Raw genomic sequence first — 19,340 nt, 5'->3', positions numbered from 1 at the left:
TCGCTCCTCTGGCCTGGGATGGAACCTTACTCCGCCGGCACGCCCTTCGAGGTGCTGTATTCGAAGTGCAGCGCCTCGCCGGGGAAGACGCGCGGATGGATGGCGTGCGCGGCCATCGCCGCCTCCGAGAAGCCCTGCAGGATCAGCTTCAGCTTGCCCGGATAGGTGGCGATGTCGCCGATGGCATGGATGCCGGGGACATTGGTCTCGAGCGTCGCCGGGTTGACGGCGATGTGGCTCTTCTCGAGCCCGAGCCCCCATTCGGCGATCGGGCCCAGCTCCATCGACAGGCCGAAGAAGGCCAGCAGGTGGTCCGCCGCCACCGCCCGCTCCTCGCCCTTCAGCGTCGCCAGCACGACATGGTCCAGCACGCCGTCCTGTCCCCGGAGCCCGTGCAACTGGTAGGGGATGGCCAGCTCGATCTCGCCCTTCTCCGCCGCCGCCTCCATCTGCGCCACGCTCTCGGGCGCCGCGCGGAACTTCGGCCGGCGGTGCACCACCGTCACGCGCTTGGCGATGTCCTTGAGGCTGAGCGCCCAGTCCACCGCCGAATCGCCGCCGCCGGCGATGACCACCCGCTTGCCGCGCAGCTCCTCGCGCCGCGCCACCATGTAGCGCACGGCGCCGCTCGCCTCGTACTCATGCAGGCCGTTCAGCGGCGGACGGTTGGGCCCGAAGGCGCCGGCCCCGGCGGCGATGATCACCGCCCGGGCGCGCACCCGCTCGCCCTTGCTGGTGGTCAGCGCGAAGCGGCCATCGGCCTCGCTGGCCAGGCCCTCGACCCGGCGGCCGAGCAGGTAGATCGGCGAGAAGGGCGCCGCCTGCTCCTCCAGCCGTTCGATCAGCGTGCCGCCGGCGATCGCCGGGTGCGCCGGGATGTCGTAGATCGGCTTCTCCGGATAGAGGGCGGCGCATTGCCCGCCGATCGCCTCCAGCGTGTCGATCACCACGCATTTCATCCGCAGCATGCCGCATTCGAAGACGGCGAACAGGCCGGTCGGCCCCGCGCCGATGACGGCGACATCGGTCTCCACCGCCACATGCGGCGCGGTCTCTGGATCGGACATGGTGCTGCACCTCCGCGTCTGGCCGCCGTGCATAGAGGCTTTGCGGGGCAGCGGCAAAGGGCCTGCCCCGAACCCCGGCTTGTAAGCCGGGCCGGGCTGCGGGCAGATTGACGCGCGCCATGCCCGAAACCCTCTCCCTCCTGCTGCCCGACCTCGCCGCCACCGAGGCGCTCGCCGCCCGCGCCGCCCGCCTCGCGCGGCCCGGCGACGCGCTGCTGCTGGAAGGGCCGCTCGGCGCCGGCAAGTCCGCCTTCTGCCGCGCCTTCCTGCGCGCCGCCGCCGGCGACCCGGCGCTGGAGGTGCCCTCGCCCAGCTTCACCCTGGTGCAGGGCTACGACCTGCCGGGCGGCGCGGCGCATCATTTCGACCTCTACCGCCTGGCCGGGCCGGAGGAGCTCGAGGAGCTGGGCTGGGAGGAGGCGCGGGAGGGCATCGTGCTGGTGGAATGGCCGGACCGCCTGGGCTGGCTGACGCCGCGGGACGCGCTGCGCCTCACGCTGCGCCCGGACCCCGAGAGCGAGGCCCGGCATGTCCGGCTCAGCGGCTGGGAGGCGCGGCTGCCCGCGCTGGCCGGCCTGTGAGGCCGGCTTGAGGGGGGCGTCCAGGGGCGCGCCGCCCCGCCGCCCGAAATCCGCGCTTGGCAAGCGGCGCAGCCTGCGTCACCACCCGGCGCGATGAACCCCGTGGATTCCTTCCTCGCCGCCCAGGGCTATGCCGGCGCCGCCCGCCGGCCGCTGCCCCAGGATGCCGGCCACCGGCGCTACACCCGCCTCATCGGCGGCCCGCGCCCGGCCCTGTTGATGGATTGCGGCGACGCCGCCAGGGTCGGGCTGACGCCGGAGGAGGACCTGATCCCCTTCCTGAGGCTCGCCCGGCACATCCGCGGCCTCGGCCTCTCCGCCCCCGAGGTGCTGGGCGAGGACCCGGCCCGGGGCCTGCTGCTGGTCGAGGATCTGGGCGAGGCGACCCATGCCGCCCTGCTCGACGCGGGGGCCGATCCGCTGCCGCTCTACACCGCCGCCGCCGAGGCCCTGGCGGCGCTGCACGCCGCGCCACCGCCGCCCGGCCTGCCGGCCTGGGAGGCGCCCCGCATGGCCGAGACGGCGGGTCTGACCTTCCTCGACTGGTGGTGGCCGGAGAGCTTCGGCGAACCGCCCTCCCCCGCCATCCGCGCGGCCTTCCACGACGCGCTGCGCACCATGCTCGATCCGTTCCGCGGCGCCGGCTGCCTGGTGCACCGGGACTACTTCCCGGCCAATCTCATCGACCTGCCGGACCGCGCCGGGCCGCGCCGCACCGGCATCCTCGACTTCCAGGATGCCGGCCTCGGCCATCCCGCCTACGATCTGGTGAGCCTGGTGGAGGATGCCCGGCGCGACGTGCGGCCGGATGTCCGGGAGGCAACCATCGCCCGCTACCTCGCCGCCCGGCCGGAGCTGGAGGCCGAGGGCTTCCGCGCCGCCTTCGCCGCCCAGGCGGCGCAGCGTCACCTGCGCGTCGCCGCCCTCTGGGTGCGCCTCGCCCGGCGCGACGGCAAGCCGCGCTACCTGGCGCATGGCCCGCGCTGCTGGGCGCTCCTGGAGCAGGCGCTGCGCCACCCCGCCGCGGCGCCGCTCGCCGCCTTCCTCGATCGCCACGTCCCTCCCGCCCTCCGCCGCAATCCGGAGAGCCTCCGCCCGAGCAAGGATCCCGCCGCGTGATCACCCTCTCCTCCGCCATGGTGCTGGCGGCCGGCCTCGGCACCCGCATGCGGCCGCTGACCGAGGCGACCCCCAAGCCGCTGCTGAAGCTCGCCGGACGCAGCCTGCTCGACCACGCGCTGGACCGCATCGACGAGGCCGGCATCGATACGGTGGTGGTGAACGCCCACTGGTTCGCCGAGCAGGTGGAGGCGACCTGCGCCAGCCGCCCCCGGCCGCCCACCGTGGTGCATGAGGAGACGGTCCTGGAGACCGGGGGCGGCGTGCGCAACGCCCTGCCGCTGCTGGGCCAGGCCCCCTTCCTGGTGGTGAACGGCGATGCCTTCTGGCTCGACGGGCCGGTGCCGACCATCGAGCGCCTCGCCGCGCGCTTCGATCCGGAGACGATGGATGCCCTGCTGCTGATGGTGCGCACCGCCGCCGTCCAGGGCGAGACCGGCCGCGGCGACTTCCTGCTCGACCCGCTCGGCCGCGCGCGGCGCCCGAAGGAGCGGGAGATCGCGCCCTACCTCTATGGCGGCCTGCAGATCCTGCATCCGCGCCTCTTCGCGGGCGCGCCGGACGGCGCCTTCAGCACCAACCTGCTGTGGAACCGCGCCATCGAGAACGGCCGCGCCTTCGGACAGGTACATGACGGCGCCTGGTTCCATCTCTCCACCCCGATGGACCTCCGCCGGGCCGAGGCGGCGCTGGCCACCGGCCTCACCCGCCCCCTCTTCTGATCCCCCCCGCCCCTGATCCCCTGCCCCCTTCCGAGCGCCGCGACGGAGCGACCCATGACCCAGACCCTGCCCGAGTCCGACGCCGCCGCCATCCGCGCCTGGCTCGCCGGCCAGCGGGAGGCCGAGACACGCTTCCTCGCGGCGCTGGTGCGCTGCCCGTCCGACAATCCGCCGGGCGACTGCGACCGCCATGCGGAACTCGCCGCCGGGCTGCTGGAGGGGCTCGGCCTGGAGGTCGAGCGGCACAGGGTGCCCGAGGACCTGGCGCGGGCGCACGGCATGGTCAGCGCCACCAACCTCGTGGTGCGCCGCCGCTTCGGCGAAGGCGGGCCGGTCATCGCGCTGAACGCGCATGGCGACGTGGTGCCCCCCGGCGAGGGCTGGACGCAGGACCCCTATGGCGCCGCGGTGGTCGATGGCTGGATGTACGGGCGCGGCGCCGCCGTCTCGAAGTCCGACTTCGCCACCTACACCTACGCCCTGCTGGCGCTCGAGCCGCTGGCGGGGCGGCTCTCCGGCACGGTCGAGCTGCACCTCACCTACGACGAGGAGACCGGCGGCGAGATCGGCCCGGCCTGGCTGCTGTCGGAGGGCATCAGCAGGCCCGACCTCGCCCTCGGCGCCGGCTTCTCCTACGGCGTCACCACCGCGCACAATGGCTGCCTGCACCTCGAGGTGCAGCTCGACGGCCGCTCCGCCCATGCCGCCATGCCCTTCACCGGCATCGACGCGCTGGAGGCGGCGAATGGCGTGCTCACCGCCCTCTATGACTGGCGCAAGGGCCTGGCGGCGCGGGTCTCGGCGGTGGAGGGCATCGGCAGCCCGCAGCTCACCGTCGGGCTGATCAAGGGCGGCATCAACACCAATGTCGTGCCGGACCGCGTCACGCTGCGGCTCGACCGCCGCATGATCCCGGAGGAGAAGCCGGCAGAGGTGGAGGCCGAACTGCGCGGCGTGATCGAGCGCGCCGCCGCCGGCTTCCCGGAGGCGCGCCTGACCATCCGCCGCATCCTGCTGGCCGAGCCGCTGGTGCCGCTGCCCGGCGGCGCGGCGCTGACCGAGGCGCTCTGCCGCCATGCCAGCGCGGTGATGGGGGAGCCGGTGGTGGCGAAGGGCGTGCCGCTCTACACCGACGCGCGGCACTATGCCGCCGCCGGCGTGCCAATCGTGCTCTACGGGGCCGGGCCGCGCAGCATCCAGGAGGCCAATGCCCACCGCGCCGACGAGCGCCTGCCGCTCGACGATCTGTACAAGGCGACCGAGGTGGTGGCGCTGACGCTGGCGGAGATGCTGGCGAAGCGATAGAGCGGCTCCCGATCGGGCGGCATCGCCTGATCGGGCGAGGACGCCCGCGACAGCAAGGACTCCCGGCCGCCGGCCTTACGGCGCGGCGCAGTCCGTCAGCCCGCCCAGCTGCCCGACGCGGCGCCGGATGATCCCGGCGCGCTCCCGCACATAGGGCCCCGGCTGCGCCACCGACCATTGCAGCGGGGCCGGCAGCACCGAGGCCAGCAGCGCCGCCTGGGTATCGGTCAGCGTGGCGGCGGAGCGGTCGAAGAAGCGGCGCGACGCCGCCTCGGCGCCATAGACCCCCGGGCCGAACTCGACGATGTTGAGATAGACCTCCAGCACCCGCCGCCGTGGCCAGAGCAGGGCGATCTGCGGCGTCAGCCAGGCTTCCAGCAGCTTGCGGACGGGGTCGCGCCCGGGCCAGAGAAAGAGGTTCTTGGCCACCTGCATGGTGATGGTGCTGGCGCCGCGCGGCCGCTCGCCCGCCATCAGCGCCGCCACCTGGCCGCGCAGCTCCTGGACGTCGAAGCCCAGCCACTGCTCGCAGAAGCGGTTGTCCTCGGCGGCGATGACCGAGCGGGCCAGCTGCGGATCGATGCGCGGATAGGCGACCCACGCCTTCTCGAAACCATGGCCCTGGGCCGCGCGCAGCAGCATCAGCGGCGTCACCGGCACCGGCAGGAAGCGGAACAGCAGGATCAGCAGCGGCGGCCCCGCCAGCAGCAGCAGGAGCAGGCGCCGCAGCCAGGGGAAGCGCCGCATCGGCCTCAGCGCCCGCAGGCGCCGGCGCGGTCGCGGTGCGACCAGGGATAGTCGAAACGCCCGGCCCAGGCGCCATCCTTCGCGGCCCGCGCGGCGCGCTCCTCCGGCGCGTACCGGCCGCGGGAGAATTTCGGGCAGTCGAAGGCATAGCCCGAGCGCACCATGGCGCCGTTCAGGTCCAGCACCGAGCCGTCCTCGCGCCGGACGGTGCAGGTGGCGACGATGCGGTCATGCGAGGTAGAGCCGTCCGGCGTGCAGGTCACGGGGCGCCCGCCGATCAGCCGCTCCAGCGCGGCGCGCCCCTCGGCGCCGCAGGCGAAGCGGCCCTGGGGCCCGGTGCAGTTCTGATCGTATTCCAGGGCGTCGATGCCCTGCATGCGGATGCGGGTGCCGTTCAGGGTGAGCGTGTCGCCATCGGCGATGCGGGGGTGGCCGGTCAGGGCGTCCCTGCCGGGCGGCGCGGCGCGGTCGGGAGAGGTGTCCTGCAGCACCGCCCGCAAGGCGGCACGGCCGAGGCGCAGCAGATCGGTTTCGGTGAGCTGCGCGGTGCCGAGCAGGCCGAGGAGGGCGGCGGCGACGGCCGCCCAGGCGGTGGTGGAGGGGCGGCCCCGGCTCATGCGGCGGGAATCGGCGGGTTGGACATGGCCAATGGCCTATCGGCCCGGCCGCGCCATGGGAAGGGCTGTCGCGTGCCGTCACGCCTGCGGCGGCAGGCCGATGGCGGCGCGTTCCGGCGACTCCGGCCCGCGCCGCTGCCAGCTCTCGGCATCGCGCCGGATCGCATAGGCCTTGGTGAACTCGGCCCCCAGCAGGAAGATCTGCGCCGAATAGTAGATCCAGAGCAGCAGGATGATGACCGAGCCGGCGGCGCCATAGACGCTGCCGATCGTGCTGTTGCCGAGCCAGGCGCCGATCACCGCCTTGCCGAGATTGAACAGCAGGGCGGTGACGAGGGCGCCGACCGCCACGTCGCGCCATTCCAGCCGGCGATCCGGCAGGATCTTGTAGATGGCCGCGAAGAGCACGGCGATGAGCAGGAAGGACAGCACCGCATGGGCCAGGCGGATCAGCGGCGCGAGGCCCGGCATCGTCATGTCCAGCCGGCCGCCCAGCGCCTGCAGCCCGGCGCTGACGACCAGCGAGACCAGCAGCAGGAAGCCCAGCGCCGCCACCAGGCTGAGGCTGAGGGCGCGGGCCCGCAGCAGGCGCGACACCGTCTCGCTGACCTTCTCCCGCGGGCTGGGCTGGGCGTGCCAGATGACGTTCAGCGCCGCCTGGATCTCCCCGAAGACGCCGCTCGCCGTGACCAGCAGCGTGGCGAAGCCGAAGGCGCTGGCCAGCAGGCCGGAGGTCGGGTTGGCGGCGCTGCGAAGGATGCTCTGCACCAGCTCCGCCCCGGACTGGCCCATCAGCCCGCCGAGCTGGTCGAGGATGGCACCGCGCGCCGCCTCCTCGCCGAAGGCCATGCCGGCGATGCCGATGGCGATCAGCAGCACCGGCGCCAGGGAGATGACGGTGTAGAACGCGATGGCGGCGCCCCGGCTCAGCGCCTCGTCCTCGATGAAGCCGAGCACGCTCTGCCGGATCAGCCACCACGCGCCGCGCCTCGCTGTCGCCTCCGGCATGACCCGCCGCTCCCCAGCCGCTCCGGCCCGTTGCGGGGCCCGGGGCCGAATCGGGATCCGGCCCCTGCCCCGCCCGATGAGCCATAGCGGGGTAAGGTCCGCGGAGGGAACTCCCCGGACCGCCGTCTCATTCCGCCGGCATCGCCGGCGCCGCCCGCCCGGCGCTCGCCCAGGCGGCCGTGGCCAGGCCCAGCGCCAGGAGCGAGAGGAGCGCGCCCGCCCAGTTCGGGGAGGCGAGGCCGAAGCCGGCCGCGATCGTCGCGCCGCCCAGCCAGGCGCCGATGGCGTTGCCCAGGTTGAACATGCCGATATTCACCGAGGCGGCCATGGTCGGCGCGCCGGCACGGCTGGCGCGGTCCATCACCAGCTTCTGGATCGGCGAGACCGTGGCGAAGCCGAAGGCGGCCATCAGGAAGACCGCGGGCGCGGCCACGGCGCCGCTGCCGACGCCCATCCAGAAGACCAGCAGCACCACGGCCTGCGCCGCCAGCGTCACGAACAGCGTGCCGAAGAGGGAGCGGTCCGCGAAGCGGCCGCCCAGCGCGTTGCCGACCGCCAGGCCGAGGCCGAAGAGCACCATCAGCCCGGCGACACCGGCGCCGGAAAAGCCGGCCTCCTCCACCATCATCGGGGCGATGTAGGTGATGGAGGTGAAGAAGGCCGCCGGGCCGAAGACGGTGATGCCCATGGCGAGCAGGACCTGCGGATCGACGAAGGCGCGCAGTTCCGCCTTCAGCGCGATGGCCCGGCCCGCCTCGGTGCGGGGCACGAGCAGCGCGACGCTCAGCATGGTGGCGAGGCCGATGCCGGCGATCAGCCAGAACACCAGCCGCCAGCCATAGGCCTGCGCCAGCCAGGTGCCGAAGGGCACGCCGAGCAGGTTCGCCAGGGTCAGGCCCGAGAACATGAAGGCGATGGCACTCGCCTGCCGGTCCTTCGCGACCAGCGAGGCGGCGAGGATGGAGCCGATGCCGAAGAAGGTGCCGTGGTTGAAGGCGGTCAGGATCCGGCCGGCCAGGGCAAGCGGCAGGCTCGGCGCCAGTGCGGTGAGGAGATTGCCCAGCGTGAAGAGGGTGGCAAGGCCGATCAGCATGGTCTTGCGCGGAACCCGGGCGCCGAGAACCGTCAGGATCGGCGCACCGACGAAGACACCGAGCGCATAGGTCGTGGCCATCAGCCCGGCCGCCGGGATCTCGATGCCGAAATCCTGGGCGATCTGCGGCAGGATTCCGGCGACGACGAATTCGGTCAGGCCGATGCCGAAGGCGCCGACCGCCAGGGCGAAGAGTGCGGGAGGCATTTGGGAAAGCTCCGGAAATAGCGATGGAATACCGAATGGTATTCAGCGATAATCGTGATATCCTGTATGAAATTCGGAGATGAAGCGCAAATGGCCGGATCACAGAAAGAAACAGATGCCGTTCGGCAGACGCGGCACCATCCCGCCGACCTCGACCCGATTGACCGAAAGCTGTTAGGCGCGCTCGCCGAGGATGCCTCCCGGAGCTACGCCGAGCTCAGCAGGCTCGTGAACCTCTCCGCACCCGCCGTGCATGACCGGGTGAAGCGCCTGAAACGCGACGGCGTCATCAAGGGGACCGTCGCTCTCCTCGACGGCTGCAGGCTCGGCCGGACGCTGCTGACTTTCCTCGTCATCGACGCCAGCAGCTACAGCGCCACGCGCGAATTGCTGAAGTTCGCCAACCGGCCCGAGGTCGAGGAGCTTCACACCGTCGCCGGGGATGGCTGCGTCCTCGTGAAGGTGCGGGCGGCCGACACCGAATCCCTCGAGACCTTCCTGATGGAAATCCAGAGCCTGGAGGGTGTCCGCTCGGTGCGAAGCTATATCGCCCTCTCCACCTTCCTGGAGCGGGGGCCATCGCCGGGTTGATGGGCGGGACGACCGGCCGGCCGCACCAGCGCAAATGGTTGCGGTTGATCTGCGGAGCCGGAACCCGGTCAAGCAAGGAACGCAGCCATCCGTCCGGGAGCGGACCCCGGAACCGCAAGCCGGCAATGCGGCCCCCTTGATGAATCAGCGCCGAGATGCCGGCGGCGCGGACACTGTCGCACAGGGCGGAGCAGCGGACCCGAATATGGGCGCCCGTCTGCGGGATCACAGCATCAATCCTCGGAACCGGCGAGCCTCGCGCCCGTTCCGGCAATTCCACGGCCATGGGCGCCCTTCCGGGAAACGGGCGTCCCTCAGCGCCCGCGCGTGGCCACCCAGCACAGGATCGACCCCGCGCAGACCATGGCCGCGCCCTGCCAGAAGGACAGCGGGAGGCTGGTTCGCAGGACCAGCGCCGCGAGGGCCGCCGAGAGGACCGGGGTGAAATGGGAGGCTCCTACCAGGACAGTCACGTTCCCATGCAGGATGCCGACGTTCCAGGCGGCGTAGCCGAAGCCCATCGCCGAGGCGGCCATGAGCAGGATGACGACCGAGCGGGGGCTGAACTCCATCGCGCCGCCGCCCATCAGCAGGTACTTGGCCCAGAGAACGGCCGCGGTCAGCATGAAGAAGAGCGTGATGCCGTTCCGGCCCCGGGCGATCCGCACCGTGAGGATGGAATACGCCGCCCAGAGCAGGGCGCCGGTGAAGGCCAGCCCGTAGCTCAGGGGATTGTCGCGGATGTTCTCCGCCATGGCGGGGACGTCCAGCCCCTGGTCGCCGCCCAGAACCCAGCCGATGCCCGTCAGCGACATCGCCACGCCGGGGAGGATCAGGAGGTTCGCCCGCTGGTTGTTGAAGAGGATCGCGGCCATCATCGTGAAGGTCGGCCACAGGTAGTTCACCATGCCGACCTCGATGGCCTGCCGCCCGGTGTTGGCGTAGCCGATCGACAGGGCCAGGCAGAGTTCGTACGCGACGAAGAGGGTGCTGCCCCAGATGAGATAGCGGCGGGGGAATTCCGCCAGCCGGGGGAAGCCGACCGTGAAGGCCAGGATCGCCGAGGCCACCGTGTAGATCATGGCGGCGCCGCCGGTCGGGCCGAAGCTCTCGCTGACGCCGCGGATCAGCCCGACGATGGAACCCCACAGCAGGATCGCCAGCAGCCCGATCGCGGTGGCCCTGGTCCTGTTCGCGGAAATACGAAGCGATGCCATGTCAATCTTGAGTCTGGTCTGGTCGGAAGGAGCTTGTTCCATAAGGGCCATGCCGGCCTCCGCCTGCCAAGGGCAGGATCTGCCGGCAACCCGGGCATGCCGCAGGCGAAGGCGGCGCGCCCGCCCTGCTGTCAGGCCGCGGCGACATAGCCGATCCGCCTTGCGGGTCCACGGCGCCCGGCCGCCTCGGCCGCCAGGAGGTCGCACAGCGCCGCGGCGTCGCCCTGCTGCCCCATCAGTTCGGCCTTGCGGCGCACCAGGGCGAAGTCCGCCGGTGTCAGGCAGCCGGACACGCCCTGCCCTGCCGGCAACGCCAGGCCGAAGAACCGCTCGAAGGCCAATGTCACCTGGGCGGGGGACAGGTAGTCGAAGCGCGCCTTGACCAGGAAGCGCCGCAGGCTGGCGGGATCGAGATGGTCGGAACGGTTGGTGGTGCAGGCGAAGGGCAGCGGATGCGACTCCATCCAGGTCAGCATCTCGTTCACCTGCGTCACCTCCCAGGACCGCACCGCCCCCGCCCGGTCGCACAGCAGCCCGTCCGCCTCGTCGAGGATCAGGAAGGCCTCGCGTTCCCTGGCCTCGGCGAAGGCCCCGGCGATCGCCTTCTCCGAACCGCCGACCCACATGGACAGCAGGTCGGAGGCGCGGCGCTCCATCACCTCCAGCCCCATCCCGGCCGCGAGGTGACGGGCATAGAGGCTCTTGCCGGAGCCGGGTGGGCCGGACAGCAGCAGCGACACCGCGCACGGCGCCCCGGGCCGGGCCAGCCGACCGGCCAGGGTGGCCAGGTCGAGATCGGCATTGAGCAAGGCCGGATCGCACGGCGCTGCGGGAGGGGGCGCGCCTGCGCGGCCCGACTCACCGAACAGCGCCCGCGCCGTGCCGAGCAGCGCGCGGCGGACCTGGGCGGGATCACCGCCCGCGAGCCGGGCCGCGCGCAGGGCGGAGCGGGCCAGGGCCGGAGGGGCCGCGATCTCACGGGCCAGCGCCTCGGCATCGGCCTCCGGCAGCAGCACCCGCTCCGCCGCGGCGAGGCGCTGCCAGAGGGCGGCGCGCACTGGCACGGGCGGCACCTTCACTTCCAGGCAGCAGGTCATGCGCCGGCGCACCGCCGGGCTCAGCGCGTCGAGGTCGTTCACCGTCCAGATCGTCGGCGTCGGCGTGCTCTCCAGCAGGCGATGCAGGAAGACGCGCGACGCATGCTTCGGATCGGCGAACAGATCCTCGGCCTCGTCGAGCAGCAGCAGAGCGGGCGTCGTGGCCGTCAGGCGTTGCGCCAGGCGCCAGCCGGCCAGGCGCTCGTTGCGGTTCGGCTCGTCACCCTCCTCGTCGGCCTCGGCCACGGGGTGCAAGGGCACGTCCAGCTGCCGGGCGAGGGTCTTGGCGAATTCAGTCTTTCCCGTGCCGGGAGGGCCATACAGCAGGACATGCACCCCCGCCTCGCGGCTCCGGAGCGCGCCGGCCAGCACGGCCGCAACCATCCCGGCCTCCTCGCCCAGATGGGCGTAGTCGGACCAGTCGAGGGAGCCCGCGGCGGGCTTCCCCAGCAGGGCGGCGCGGGCATCCGCGTCGGAAAACTCGTCGCTGGCATAGCGGAGGATCAGAGGCGGAACGAACAGGGTGTCGTACTCATCGTCCATTCGCAGCAGGCCAGTGAAGACCAGGGGCGCCTGGCGCCGCAGCGCGTGATGGACGGTTTCACGGTCGAAGCCGGTCAGGACCGCCACGAGGTCAGGGCAGAGGTTATGGGCATGCCGGTTGCCCCGCGTCTCGGCCACGCACTGCGCCAGCCTCGAGAGGGACGGCAGCATGGCGTCCCGCAGGAACAGGCCAAGGATGGCACGCGAGGACGCATCTAGACCCGCCAGCTCGGCCAATCCCTTCAGGCGCCGTTCAAAGCCGTGACACGGCCGCCGGCCTCGTGACCGCGTGCGCATGCGGCGGGACAGATCGTCGAGCAGCCCCGTCGTCAGCATGCCTGTCGAGAGGGTGCTGGCGGCGGGCAGCAGCCCGACCAAACCCAGTTCGGGAGCGGAGGCCTCCAGATGGGTCAGCAGCTTCAGGGTCTCGGGCGACAGCGGCGTCGCGGCGGCGATGGCGTTGGCGGCATAGTCGAGCAGGGCGGCACGGTGCTCGGCCACGCGCCGACCGGCGCGCGGGCTACGGTGACGAGGCATGGGGGAAGGCTCTCCGGGGGCCGGTGGGAAGGAGGGCCTCCGGGTCCCTGCCCACAGGTGCCAGCCCGTTGGCCCCGATCCGCGCCCGCGCGGACTTCAGGGCAGTCGCCAGCAGAAAGCTCCGCGCGACCAGGGCCGGTCGGCGGGGCATGGTACACCAGCGATGAGAGTGGGTGGTCAGGATCGTTGAGGCGGGGCGCTTATGGATGGCCCGTGGCGATCGTGTCAAGCAGCATGCGATCCTGGATCAGTCCACACCGGATCAACACAGCACCCGCTTTTCACCGGATGGCCAGCCTCGCACATTCGCCTCAGCGCCCTTCTCGGACGTCGAAGACAGCGAGCTGAGATCCTGGAAGCGGACATCAGGTGCATCAATCTGCATCTGGGGAAACACTCACACTCCAGGCGTAGCCGTTTTGCTTCCGTCCTTGCGGCAGATCGCATCGACCTCATGAGCAGTTCGGTGGTCGTCAATGAGGGTAATTATTCTTCGACCAAGTGACCAGGCGCCATCGCTGCAAAGCCTCTTTCCGGAGAGGTACAGGATACAGTTGGTCATGACATCCAAGTGAGTCTACGAAGGATGTCTATGACAACGGTTCATGTCCTATGATCGATATCCAGCCCCTGGCCATCCTGCGCGAGATCGACCGGACCGGTAGCCTGACTCAGGCCGCTGATCGGCTGAATTTGACACAGTCGGCGGTCAGCCATGCGATTCGCCGCTTCGAGGAACGTTACCGCGTCAAACTTTGGGAGCGCGAGGGACACAAGCTGCGGCTGACGCTGGCGGGGGACTATCTCCTGGCGCTGGCGATGCGGGTTCTTCCACAACTCGAAAACGGTGCGGTCGTCCTGGAGGATTATGCCCGCGGGCGGCGTGGCGCGATCCGGGTGGGAATGGAGTGCCACCCCTGCCAGGATTGGCTGATGCGGGTGGTGGACCCGTTTCTGGCGGACTGGCCTGATGTGGACCTGGATGTGACCACGGCCTTCCAGTTCGGCGGCATGTCCGCACTTCTGGGCCACGAGATCGACATTCTGGTCACCCCGGATCCGACCGAGCGTCCAGGCGTCGAGTATAAGCCTGTCTTCGATTACGAACTGGTTCTGGCGGTGGCCGACAGCCATCCGTTGGCACAGAAACAGCGGATCGCACCCGAGGATCTGGCGAGCGAGACCCTGATTACATACCCCGTCCCCCGTGAGAGACTGGATATCTATACGCAGTTCCTCGTCCCGTCCCATGCCCTGCCACGTCGTCACCGCACGGTGGAGACGACCGATCTGATGTTGCGGCTGGTAGCCTCGGGCCGCGCCGTCAGTGCAACCCCCGATTGGCTGCTGCGCGGGGTCAAAGGGGTAAGGGGCGTGCGGATCGGCGAGGGGATCGCCAAGTCCATTCATCTCGGCCACCGCACCGGCAAGACTGCCAGCTATCTGGACGGCTTCATCGATCTGGCCAGGAGCGTCCAGATCTAACGTGTTGCCGCAGGGCTGAGAGAAGCCGCCCACCTCGTCCCGGGCCGACGCCCGCGCTGAGGGCATCGTGCGGCTCAGCACTGATGCCAGCACCGCCCCGACATGACACCGATTCATGTTTGTATGAAGGAATACCATTTTTCTTCATGTTTGCGCTCGGGCATACGACAGGTGTCGCCCCAAGCTGACGGCGCGGAAGACCTATGACTGAGCTTGTTTGACAGCCAGCTCAGGCACCACCTGAACGAGCGCGAAACGGCCTCGGGCATTGTCTCGGAAGTCCGGAGACCATCACGATGACCAGAGACTTGACCTTCACCATCAAGAGCATTCGTTTCGACGAAGACTACAAGCCATCCGAGAGTACGCGGATCACCACGAACTTCGCGAACCTCGCGAGAGGCGATCGTCGTCAGCAGAATCTGCGCAACGCGTTGCAGATGATCGACAACCGCTGCAACAGCCTGGCGCAGTGGGACAATCCTGACGGCAATCGCTACAGCGTCGAACTGGACATCATCTCCGTCGAGCTGGAGATCGGCCAGGATGGCAACGCCTTTCCGGCCATCGAGGTTCTGAAAACGACCATCCTCGATCGCAAGACCGGTGCGCGGATTGACGGAATCGTTGGGAACAACTTTTCCTCCTATGTACGGGACTACGATTTCAGCGTCCGCCTTCCCGAGCACAACAAAGGCCGTGCGGGGATCAGCATCCCGGACGATTTCGGTGACCTGCACGGGAAGCTCTTCAAGAGTTTCGTGTACTCCGACACCTACAAAGAGCATTTCCGGAAGATGCCGGTGATCTGCCTCAGCGTCTCGCACAACAAGACCTATCGGCGGACGACAAATCAACATCCCGCTCTGGGGACTGAATATCAAACGGACGAGACGTCCCTGACCGATCTGTATTTCGGGAAGATGGGCTTGCAGGTCCGGTACTTCATGCCGCCGAACGGCGTGGCACCGCTGGCATTCTACTTCTTCGGTGATCTGCTGGATGACTACACCAATCTCGAGCTGATCGGCACCATCAGCACGATGGAGACATTCCAGAAGATCTACCGGCCGGAGATCTACAACGCCAATTCCGCCGCTGGCGCGTGCTATCGGCCCAGCCTGCAACACCAGGATCATTCCCTGACACGGATCGTCTATGACCGGGACGAGCGCAGCCAACTGGCTGTCGAACAAGGCAAGTTCACGGAAGATCACTTCATCAAGCCGTATCGCGCCGTTCTGGATGAATGGTCCGCCCGATACGCAGCTTGAGTGATGCCACACCTGACGAGGCCGCTTCTCATGACAAAGCTTTTGCCTACATCCACTGCTGGCAGTCTCCCCAAGCCCTCCTGGCTCGCAGAGCCCGAGAAGCTCTGGTCGCCCTGGAAGCTTGAAGGCGAGGAGCTGATGGCTGGAAAACGGGACGCTCTCCAGTTGGCTCTGGCCGAGCAGGAGCGCGCGGGCATCGACATCGTCAGCGATGGCGAACAAACCCGCCAGCATTTCGTCACGACCTTCATCGAGCACCTCAACGGCGTCGATTTCCAGAAGCGCGAGACCGTGAGGATCCGCGATCGCTATGACGCCAGCGTGCCGACCGTCGTTGGTGCCGTGTCCCGCGAGAAGCCTGTTTTCGTCGAGGACGCCAAATTTTTGCGGCAGCAGACCAAGGGGCGCATCAAATGGGCTCTGCCCGGACCGATGACGATGATCGATACGCTCTTCGATGCCCACTACCGAAGCCGCGAGAAGCTCGCCTGGGAGTTCGCGACGATCCTCAATCAGGAAGCCCGCGAGCTCGAAGCCGCCGGGGTCGATATCATCCAGTTCGACGAGCCAGCCTTCAATGTGTTCTTCGATGAGGTGAATGATTGGGGCATCGCGACCCTGGAAAGGGCGATCGAAGGCCTGAAGTGCGAGACGGCGGTCCACATCTGCTATGGCTATGGCATCAAGGCCAACACGGATTGGAAGAAGACCCTGGGCTCGGAGTGGCGCCAGTATGAAGCCACCTTCCCCAAGCTGCAGGCGTCCAGCATCGATCTGATTTCCCTGGAGTGCCACAACTCGCATGTTCCGATGGAACTTCTGGAGCTCGTACGCGGCAAGAAGGTGATGGTCGGGGCCATCGACGTGGCGACCGACACCATCGAGACCCCGGAGGAAGTCGCCGCGACCCTGCGCAAGGCGCTCCAGTTCGTGGACGCGGACAAGCTCTGTCCCTGCACCAACTGCGGCATGGCGCCGCTCTCGCGCCGCGTTGCCCGAGGCAAGCTCCAGGCACTCAGCGCAGGTGCGGACATCATCAGGCGGGAACTCGCGGCCTGAACACTGGTCCATGGTGGGCGGGGTGAGCCGCTGAACCGCAGATCCGGTTAAAGAGGATCGCTCCCTCGGTGTTCCGAGGAGATTCTCACCGATACGGATCGGCGGGACACATCGAACCGCTCCCGCCAGCGGCCGCGGAGATCGGCATTGCGCGATCCGAGACCGTGCACGGAGACGATGTCGTTGGAGGAGACGCCGGACCGCCCGGAACTGACCGATGTCATCGCCTCCATCCTGAGCGTCCGGCCGCAGGTCGCATAGACAGGTGCCTCGCACCAGGGAACCCCATGGCATGCACGGTGCCAACTACGCCTTGAAGGACGAGATCCGGGAATACTGGACCCGGCGCGCCGAGACCTTCGACCTGTCGCCCGGCCACGGCATGAAGAGCTTGGAGGAGCGCGACGCCTGGGCGGCGCTGCTCCGCCGCCACATGGGTGCCGAAGCACGTCGCGTGCTGGAACTGGCCTTCGGCACCGGCGAGGTCACCCGCGTGCTGCTGGGCATGGGGTGCGAGGTGACGGGGCTGGACCTGACCGAGGCCATGCTGCTGCGCGCCCGGGCCAAGCATGCGGGCACCAAGGACCTGCGCCTGTTCCTGGGCGATGCCGAGGACACGCGCGAGCCGGACGGCCGCTACGACGCCGTGGTCAGCCGTCACCTGGTCTGGACGCTGGTGGACCCGGCGGCGGCCTTTCGCGACTGGTTCCGGGTGCTGCGGCCGGGCGGGCGGGTGGTCATCGCCGACGGCGACTACGTGCGCCTGTCCCGCATCGGGCGGCTCCGTCTGCGGCTGTCCGACTGGCTGAGCGAGCGCCAGGGCGTCGTCGGCCCGGCGGTGGACTACGCCGCACACGAGGCCATCCAGCGGCAGGTGTTCTTTCGCCAGGGCCTGCGGCCGGAGCCGCTGCGGGCCATGCTGGAGGAGGCGGGCTTCACCGACTTCCGGCTGGAAAAGCCACGCGGCCCGCACGCGGCGCAGCGCCGGGGTGCGCCGCTGCGGCAGAAGCTGCGCATTGGCATCTGGAACAGCTTCGTGCTGTCCTGTGGCAAGCCGGGTGGGAACTGAAGGTTGGTTGGCCTGACGCAGGTTCTTGCTGCATCAGGCCGGTAGGGACGTCAGCCGTGCGAGGCGTGGCTCAGGCGCGCCTGGAGCCAGCCGGTCGCCAGTCCCAGCGTGGCCCAGAACAGCAGGCTCACTGCGGTCACCCCCGCGATGAAGCGCTGGGTTAAGGCGTCCGGCACGGCCGATGCCTCGGCAGGCGCCGCCGGGGCGCCCCAGAGGTGCGGGAGAGCGATGACGATGACGGCCAGCACGGCCCAGGGCAGCCGCCGGGTGAAGGCGATCAGCGCCAGGCCGCCCGCCGTCAGCAGCGCCGTCGCCACCCACCAGACCTGACGGTCGGCGAGTTCTGCCACCGGCGTGCCGGGGAGCTTGGGTGGCAGGCCGATTGACGGGGCCAGGGTGAAGACCGCGAAGCCCGCCAGCCCCCAGAGCAGGCCCTGCCGCCAGTCCGCCACGGCGCCGCGCAGGGACATGGCCGCCCCCAGCAGCAGCGCGTAGGCGATGCCGGTCAGCATGTCGGCCAGCACGGTATAGAGCGTCCGCTCCAGCCCGTCCTCCGGCGCCCAGGCTTCGGCGCCATGCTCGTGCGCCTCGGCAGCGTGGTCGGCTTGCCCCGGCGCGGCGCTGTCCTGGTGCTCGTAGGTCTCGGCCACGAGGATGGTGGGCACCGTGTTCCACTGGTGCCCGAGGCTGGCCACGGCGCCCGCCAGGATGCCCGCGAACAGCGCCACGGCCAGAAGCCGCCTGAGATGGTCCATCATGGTCCGGCTCAGTGGCAGGGGAAGCCGTTGGAGTGGCGGGTGTCATGCGCGGCGTTGTGCAGCAGGTCGTTGTGCGCGAAGCCGACGCCCCAGAGCAGCAGGGTGCCGAAGGCCAGGGCGAGGACGCTGGCCAGCACGCGGCCAGTGCTGCTGGCCGCGGCCTGATGGATGGAAGCCGATGTGGCTGGGATCTGCATGAGGAGGCGCTCCGCCGACGCGCCCCGCGCCGGTCCAGAAGGTTGACCACGCCCCGGCAGGTCTCCTGGCTCGCGAATCCTGACCGATGCGCCTGCCTTCCCGGCACCGGGGTGCCAGTGGCCTGCCCAACGGGCAGACGGCGCATCGGTGATCCGCCAACAGTTGCGGGGGCAGCCGCCGACTGAACTCCGATCGGAGCCGCACGACGTTCCCTTTTCACCCGCTCGCGCGGGACCGGTGCGGCGCCTAGGCTATCGTGTGGCGCTTGGCAGGTACAAGTTCTGACAGCCCTTGTCCGGCAGCCCACTCAAGAAGTTACGCCAGTCCGCAGCACCATGCCGTCTTGCAAAAGATAATATGTTATAACATCACTACTAAGTGACCTTGGTATCAGACGCCTTGACGTCGGCTGATCCGCAGGCGCCGCGCATGCTGGCCGCTGCCGAACCGATCATCCTCGCCAGCATTCTCGCTCCCACCGTGTCGCTCGCGGTCTGAGGGCGCAACCTGCCCAGGCCGCTTCTGCGGGATGCGCAGCGCTTGGCCCAGCAGGCGCCGTTCGTGTGTTCCGGGATAGGTGAGCCAGATATCGCGGTGATGCAGGCGCTCGCGGGTTTTGAGCCTCCGCTGCACCCGGCGCTGCTGGCCGACATCCTGGTCCTCGCCAACTTGTTCGCCGAGGTGTCGGACAGTCAGCAGGTCCGCCTGCGCTTGGAAGCCGTTTCGGACGATAGCTGCGCGCTGTTCCATGCCGATGCGGTGCGCCTGCGCCTTCTCTGCACCTATTGCGGCGATGGGACCGAATGGCTGGCGCGAGCGGGCGGGGCGGCGGAAGCCCGGCGCTTGCGCGACGGGGACGCCCTGCCCGACCGCGCCAGCATTCAGCATCTGCCCATCGGTGCCGCCGCCATCCTGCGCGGCGAGGCCAGGATGCCTGGCCACGGCTGCATCCACCGATCCCCACCCATGCCACGTGATGCGACCGGCCGCGCCTTGCACCCGCGCCTGCTGCTCTGCATCGACCCGGCCGAAGAGGACTGACCGCC

Annotated in this window: 19 protein-coding genes and 1 riboswitch; of the genes, 10 read left to right on the top strand and 9 right to left on the bottom strand. The window is 69.6% G+C overall.

Going from position 1 to position 19,340, the window contains the following annotated elements:
• Positions 1 to 26 precede the first annotated feature (26 nt).
• Complete coding sequence (locus D9598_RS06575; RefSeq protein ID WP_198365630.1) at positions 27 to 1,067, bottom strand: NAD(P)/FAD-dependent oxidoreductase; 1,041 nt, start codon at positions 1,065 to 1,067, stop codon at positions 27 to 29.
• Between the two features lie 119 nt (positions 1,068 to 1,186).
• Between D9598_RS06575 and tsaE the strand changes: the two genes are divergently transcribed.
• The 4 genes from tsaE (at position 1,187) to D9598_RS06555 (ending at position 4,794) form a co-directional block, all read left to right on the top strand.
• Positions 1,187 to 1,648 (top strand): tRNA (adenosine(37)-N6)-threonylcarbamoyltransferase complex ATPase subunit type 1 TsaE, encoded by a 462-nt coding sequence (gene tsaE, locus D9598_RS06570; RefSeq protein ID WP_198365629.1) that lies wholly within the window; start codon positions 1,187 to 1,189, stop codon positions 1,646 to 1,648.
• 93 nt (positions 1,649 to 1,741) lie between these two features.
• Positions 1,742 to 2,767, top strand: a complete 1,026-nt coding sequence (locus D9598_RS06565; RefSeq protein ID WP_198365628.1) for an aminoglycoside phosphotransferase family protein — start codon at positions 1,742 to 1,744, stop codon at positions 2,765 to 2,767.
• A complete protein-coding gene (locus D9598_RS06560; protein ID WP_198365627.1) occupies positions 2,764 to 3,489 on the top strand; it encodes a nucleotidyltransferase family protein in 726 nt (241 codons plus the stop codon). The genes D9598_RS06565 and D9598_RS06560 overlap by 4 nt, the downstream gene beginning before the upstream one ends.
• 54 nt (positions 3,490 to 3,543) lie before the next feature.
• Positions 3,544 to 4,794, top strand: coding sequence for a M20/M25/M40 family metallo-hydrolase (locus tag D9598_RS06555; protein ID WP_198365626.1), 1,251 nt, complete (start codon positions 3,544 to 3,546; stop codon positions 4,792 to 4,794).
• A gap of 75 nt (positions 4,795 to 4,869) precedes the next feature.
• Here the strand turns inward: D9598_RS06555 and mtgA are convergent, their stop codons facing one another.
• From mtgA to D9598_RS06535, 4 genes are all read right to left on the bottom strand, one after another.
• Positions 4,870 to 5,541 (bottom strand): monofunctional biosynthetic peptidoglycan transglycosylase, encoded by a 672-nt coding sequence (gene mtgA / locus D9598_RS06550; protein ID WP_198365625.1) that lies wholly within the window; start codon positions 5,539 to 5,541, stop codon positions 4,870 to 4,872.
• A gap of 5 nt (positions 5,542 to 5,546) precedes the next feature.
• Positions 5,547 to 6,158 (bottom strand): thermonuclease family protein, encoded by a 612-nt coding sequence (locus D9598_RS06545; RefSeq protein WP_198365624.1) that lies wholly within the window; start codon positions 6,156 to 6,158, stop codon positions 5,547 to 5,549.
• Positions 6,159 to 6,236: 78 nt separating this feature from the next.
• Positions 6,237 to 7,166 carry a YihY/virulence factor BrkB family protein gene (locus D9598_RS06540; RefSeq protein WP_198365623.1) on the bottom strand — a complete coding sequence of 310 codons (930 nt, stop codon included), beginning with the start codon at positions 7,164 to 7,166 and terminating at the stop codon, positions 6,237 to 6,239.
• A gap of 127 nt (positions 7,167 to 7,293) precedes the next feature.
• Positions 7,294 to 8,466: an MFS transporter gene (locus D9598_RS06535; RefSeq protein ID WP_198365622.1), complete on the bottom strand. Its 1,173-nt coding sequence runs from the start codon at positions 8,464 to 8,466 to the stop codon at positions 7,294 to 7,296.
• A 66-nt stretch (positions 8,467 to 8,532) separates the two neighbouring features.
• Between D9598_RS06535 and D9598_RS06530 the strand changes: the two genes are divergently transcribed.
• Positions 8,533 to 9,057, top strand: coding sequence for an Lrp/AsnC family transcriptional regulator (locus tag D9598_RS06530; RefSeq protein WP_232476993.1), 525 nt, complete (start codon positions 8,533 to 8,535; stop codon positions 9,055 to 9,057).
• Between the two features lie 314 nt (positions 9,058 to 9,371).
• On the opposite strand, the gene yddG is transcribed toward D9598_RS06530, so the two are convergent.
• Positions 9,372 to 10,274, bottom strand: a complete 903-nt coding sequence (yddG, locus tag D9598_RS06525) for an aromatic amino acid DMT transporter YddG (RefSeq protein WP_198365621.1) — start codon at positions 10,272 to 10,274, stop codon at positions 9,372 to 9,374.
• Positions 10,275 to 10,405: 131 nt separating this feature from the next.
• Positions 10,406 to 12,451 carry an AAA family ATPase gene (locus D9598_RS06520; RefSeq protein ID WP_198365620.1) on the bottom strand — a complete coding sequence of 682 codons (2,046 nt, stop codon included), beginning with the start codon at positions 12,449 to 12,451 and terminating at the stop codon, positions 10,406 to 10,408.
• Positions 12,452 to 13,063: 612 nt separating this feature from the next.
• Between D9598_RS06520 and D9598_RS06515 the strand changes: the two genes are divergently transcribed.
• The 4 genes from D9598_RS06515 (at position 13,064) to D9598_RS06500 (ending at position 17,338) form a co-directional block, all read left to right on the top strand.
• On the top strand, positions 13,064 to 13,936 hold the full coding sequence (locus D9598_RS06515) for a LysR family transcriptional regulator (RefSeq protein ID WP_198365619.1): 873 nt from the start codon (positions 13,064 to 13,066) through the stop codon (positions 13,934 to 13,936).
• A gap of 308 nt (positions 13,937 to 14,244) precedes the next feature.
• Positions 14,245 to 15,210, top strand: a complete 966-nt coding sequence (locus D9598_RS06510; protein WP_370591953.1) for a DUF1852 domain-containing protein — start codon at positions 14,245 to 14,247, stop codon at positions 15,208 to 15,210.
• A gap of 30 nt (positions 15,211 to 15,240) precedes the next feature.
• Positions 15,241 to 16,269 carry a methionine synthase gene (locus tag D9598_RS06505; RefSeq protein WP_198365617.1) on the top strand — a complete coding sequence of 343 codons (1,029 nt, stop codon included), beginning with the start codon at positions 15,241 to 15,243 and terminating at the stop codon, positions 16,267 to 16,269.
• A gap of 292 nt (positions 16,270 to 16,561) precedes the next feature.
• Entirely contained in the window at positions 16,562 to 17,338 is a 777-nt protein-coding gene (locus D9598_RS06500; RefSeq protein WP_198365616.1) for a class I SAM-dependent methyltransferase, read from the top strand.
• A 50-nt stretch (positions 17,339 to 17,388) separates the two neighbouring features.
• On the opposite strand, the gene D9598_RS06495 is transcribed toward D9598_RS06500, so the two are convergent.
• Positions 17,389 to 18,096, bottom strand: a complete 708-nt coding sequence (locus tag D9598_RS06495) for a CbtA family protein (protein ID WP_198365615.1) — start codon at positions 18,094 to 18,096, stop codon at positions 17,389 to 17,391.
• An 8-nt stretch (positions 18,097 to 18,104) separates the two neighbouring features.
• The gene (locus tag D9598_RS06490) at positions 18,105 to 18,293 is read right to left on the bottom strand and encodes a CbtB domain-containing protein (RefSeq protein ID WP_198365614.1); all 189 of its coding nucleotides are present in this window, start codon (positions 18,291 to 18,293) and stop codon (positions 18,105 to 18,107) included.
• Between the two features lie 37 nt (positions 18,294 to 18,330).
• Positions 18,331 to 18,548: riboswitch (cobalamin riboswitch) on the bottom strand.
• Positions 18,549 to 18,834: 286 nt separating this feature from the next.
• Here D9598_RS06490 and D9598_RS06485 point away from each other — a divergent pair.
• Positions 18,835 to 19,335, top strand: coding sequence for a DUF1826 domain-containing protein (locus D9598_RS06485; protein WP_198365613.1), 501 nt, complete (start codon positions 18,835 to 18,837; stop codon positions 19,333 to 19,335).
• Positions 19,336 to 19,340 lie beyond the last annotated feature (5 nt).

It is taken from the genome of Roseomonas sp. KE0001, from assembly GCF_016107285.1.
In the GTDB taxonomy this organism is placed as follows: Bacteria; Pseudomonadota; Alphaproteobacteria; order Acetobacterales; family Acetobacteraceae; genus Pseudoroseomonas.
This window is presented reverse-complemented; position numbering and strand designations above follow the sequence as displayed.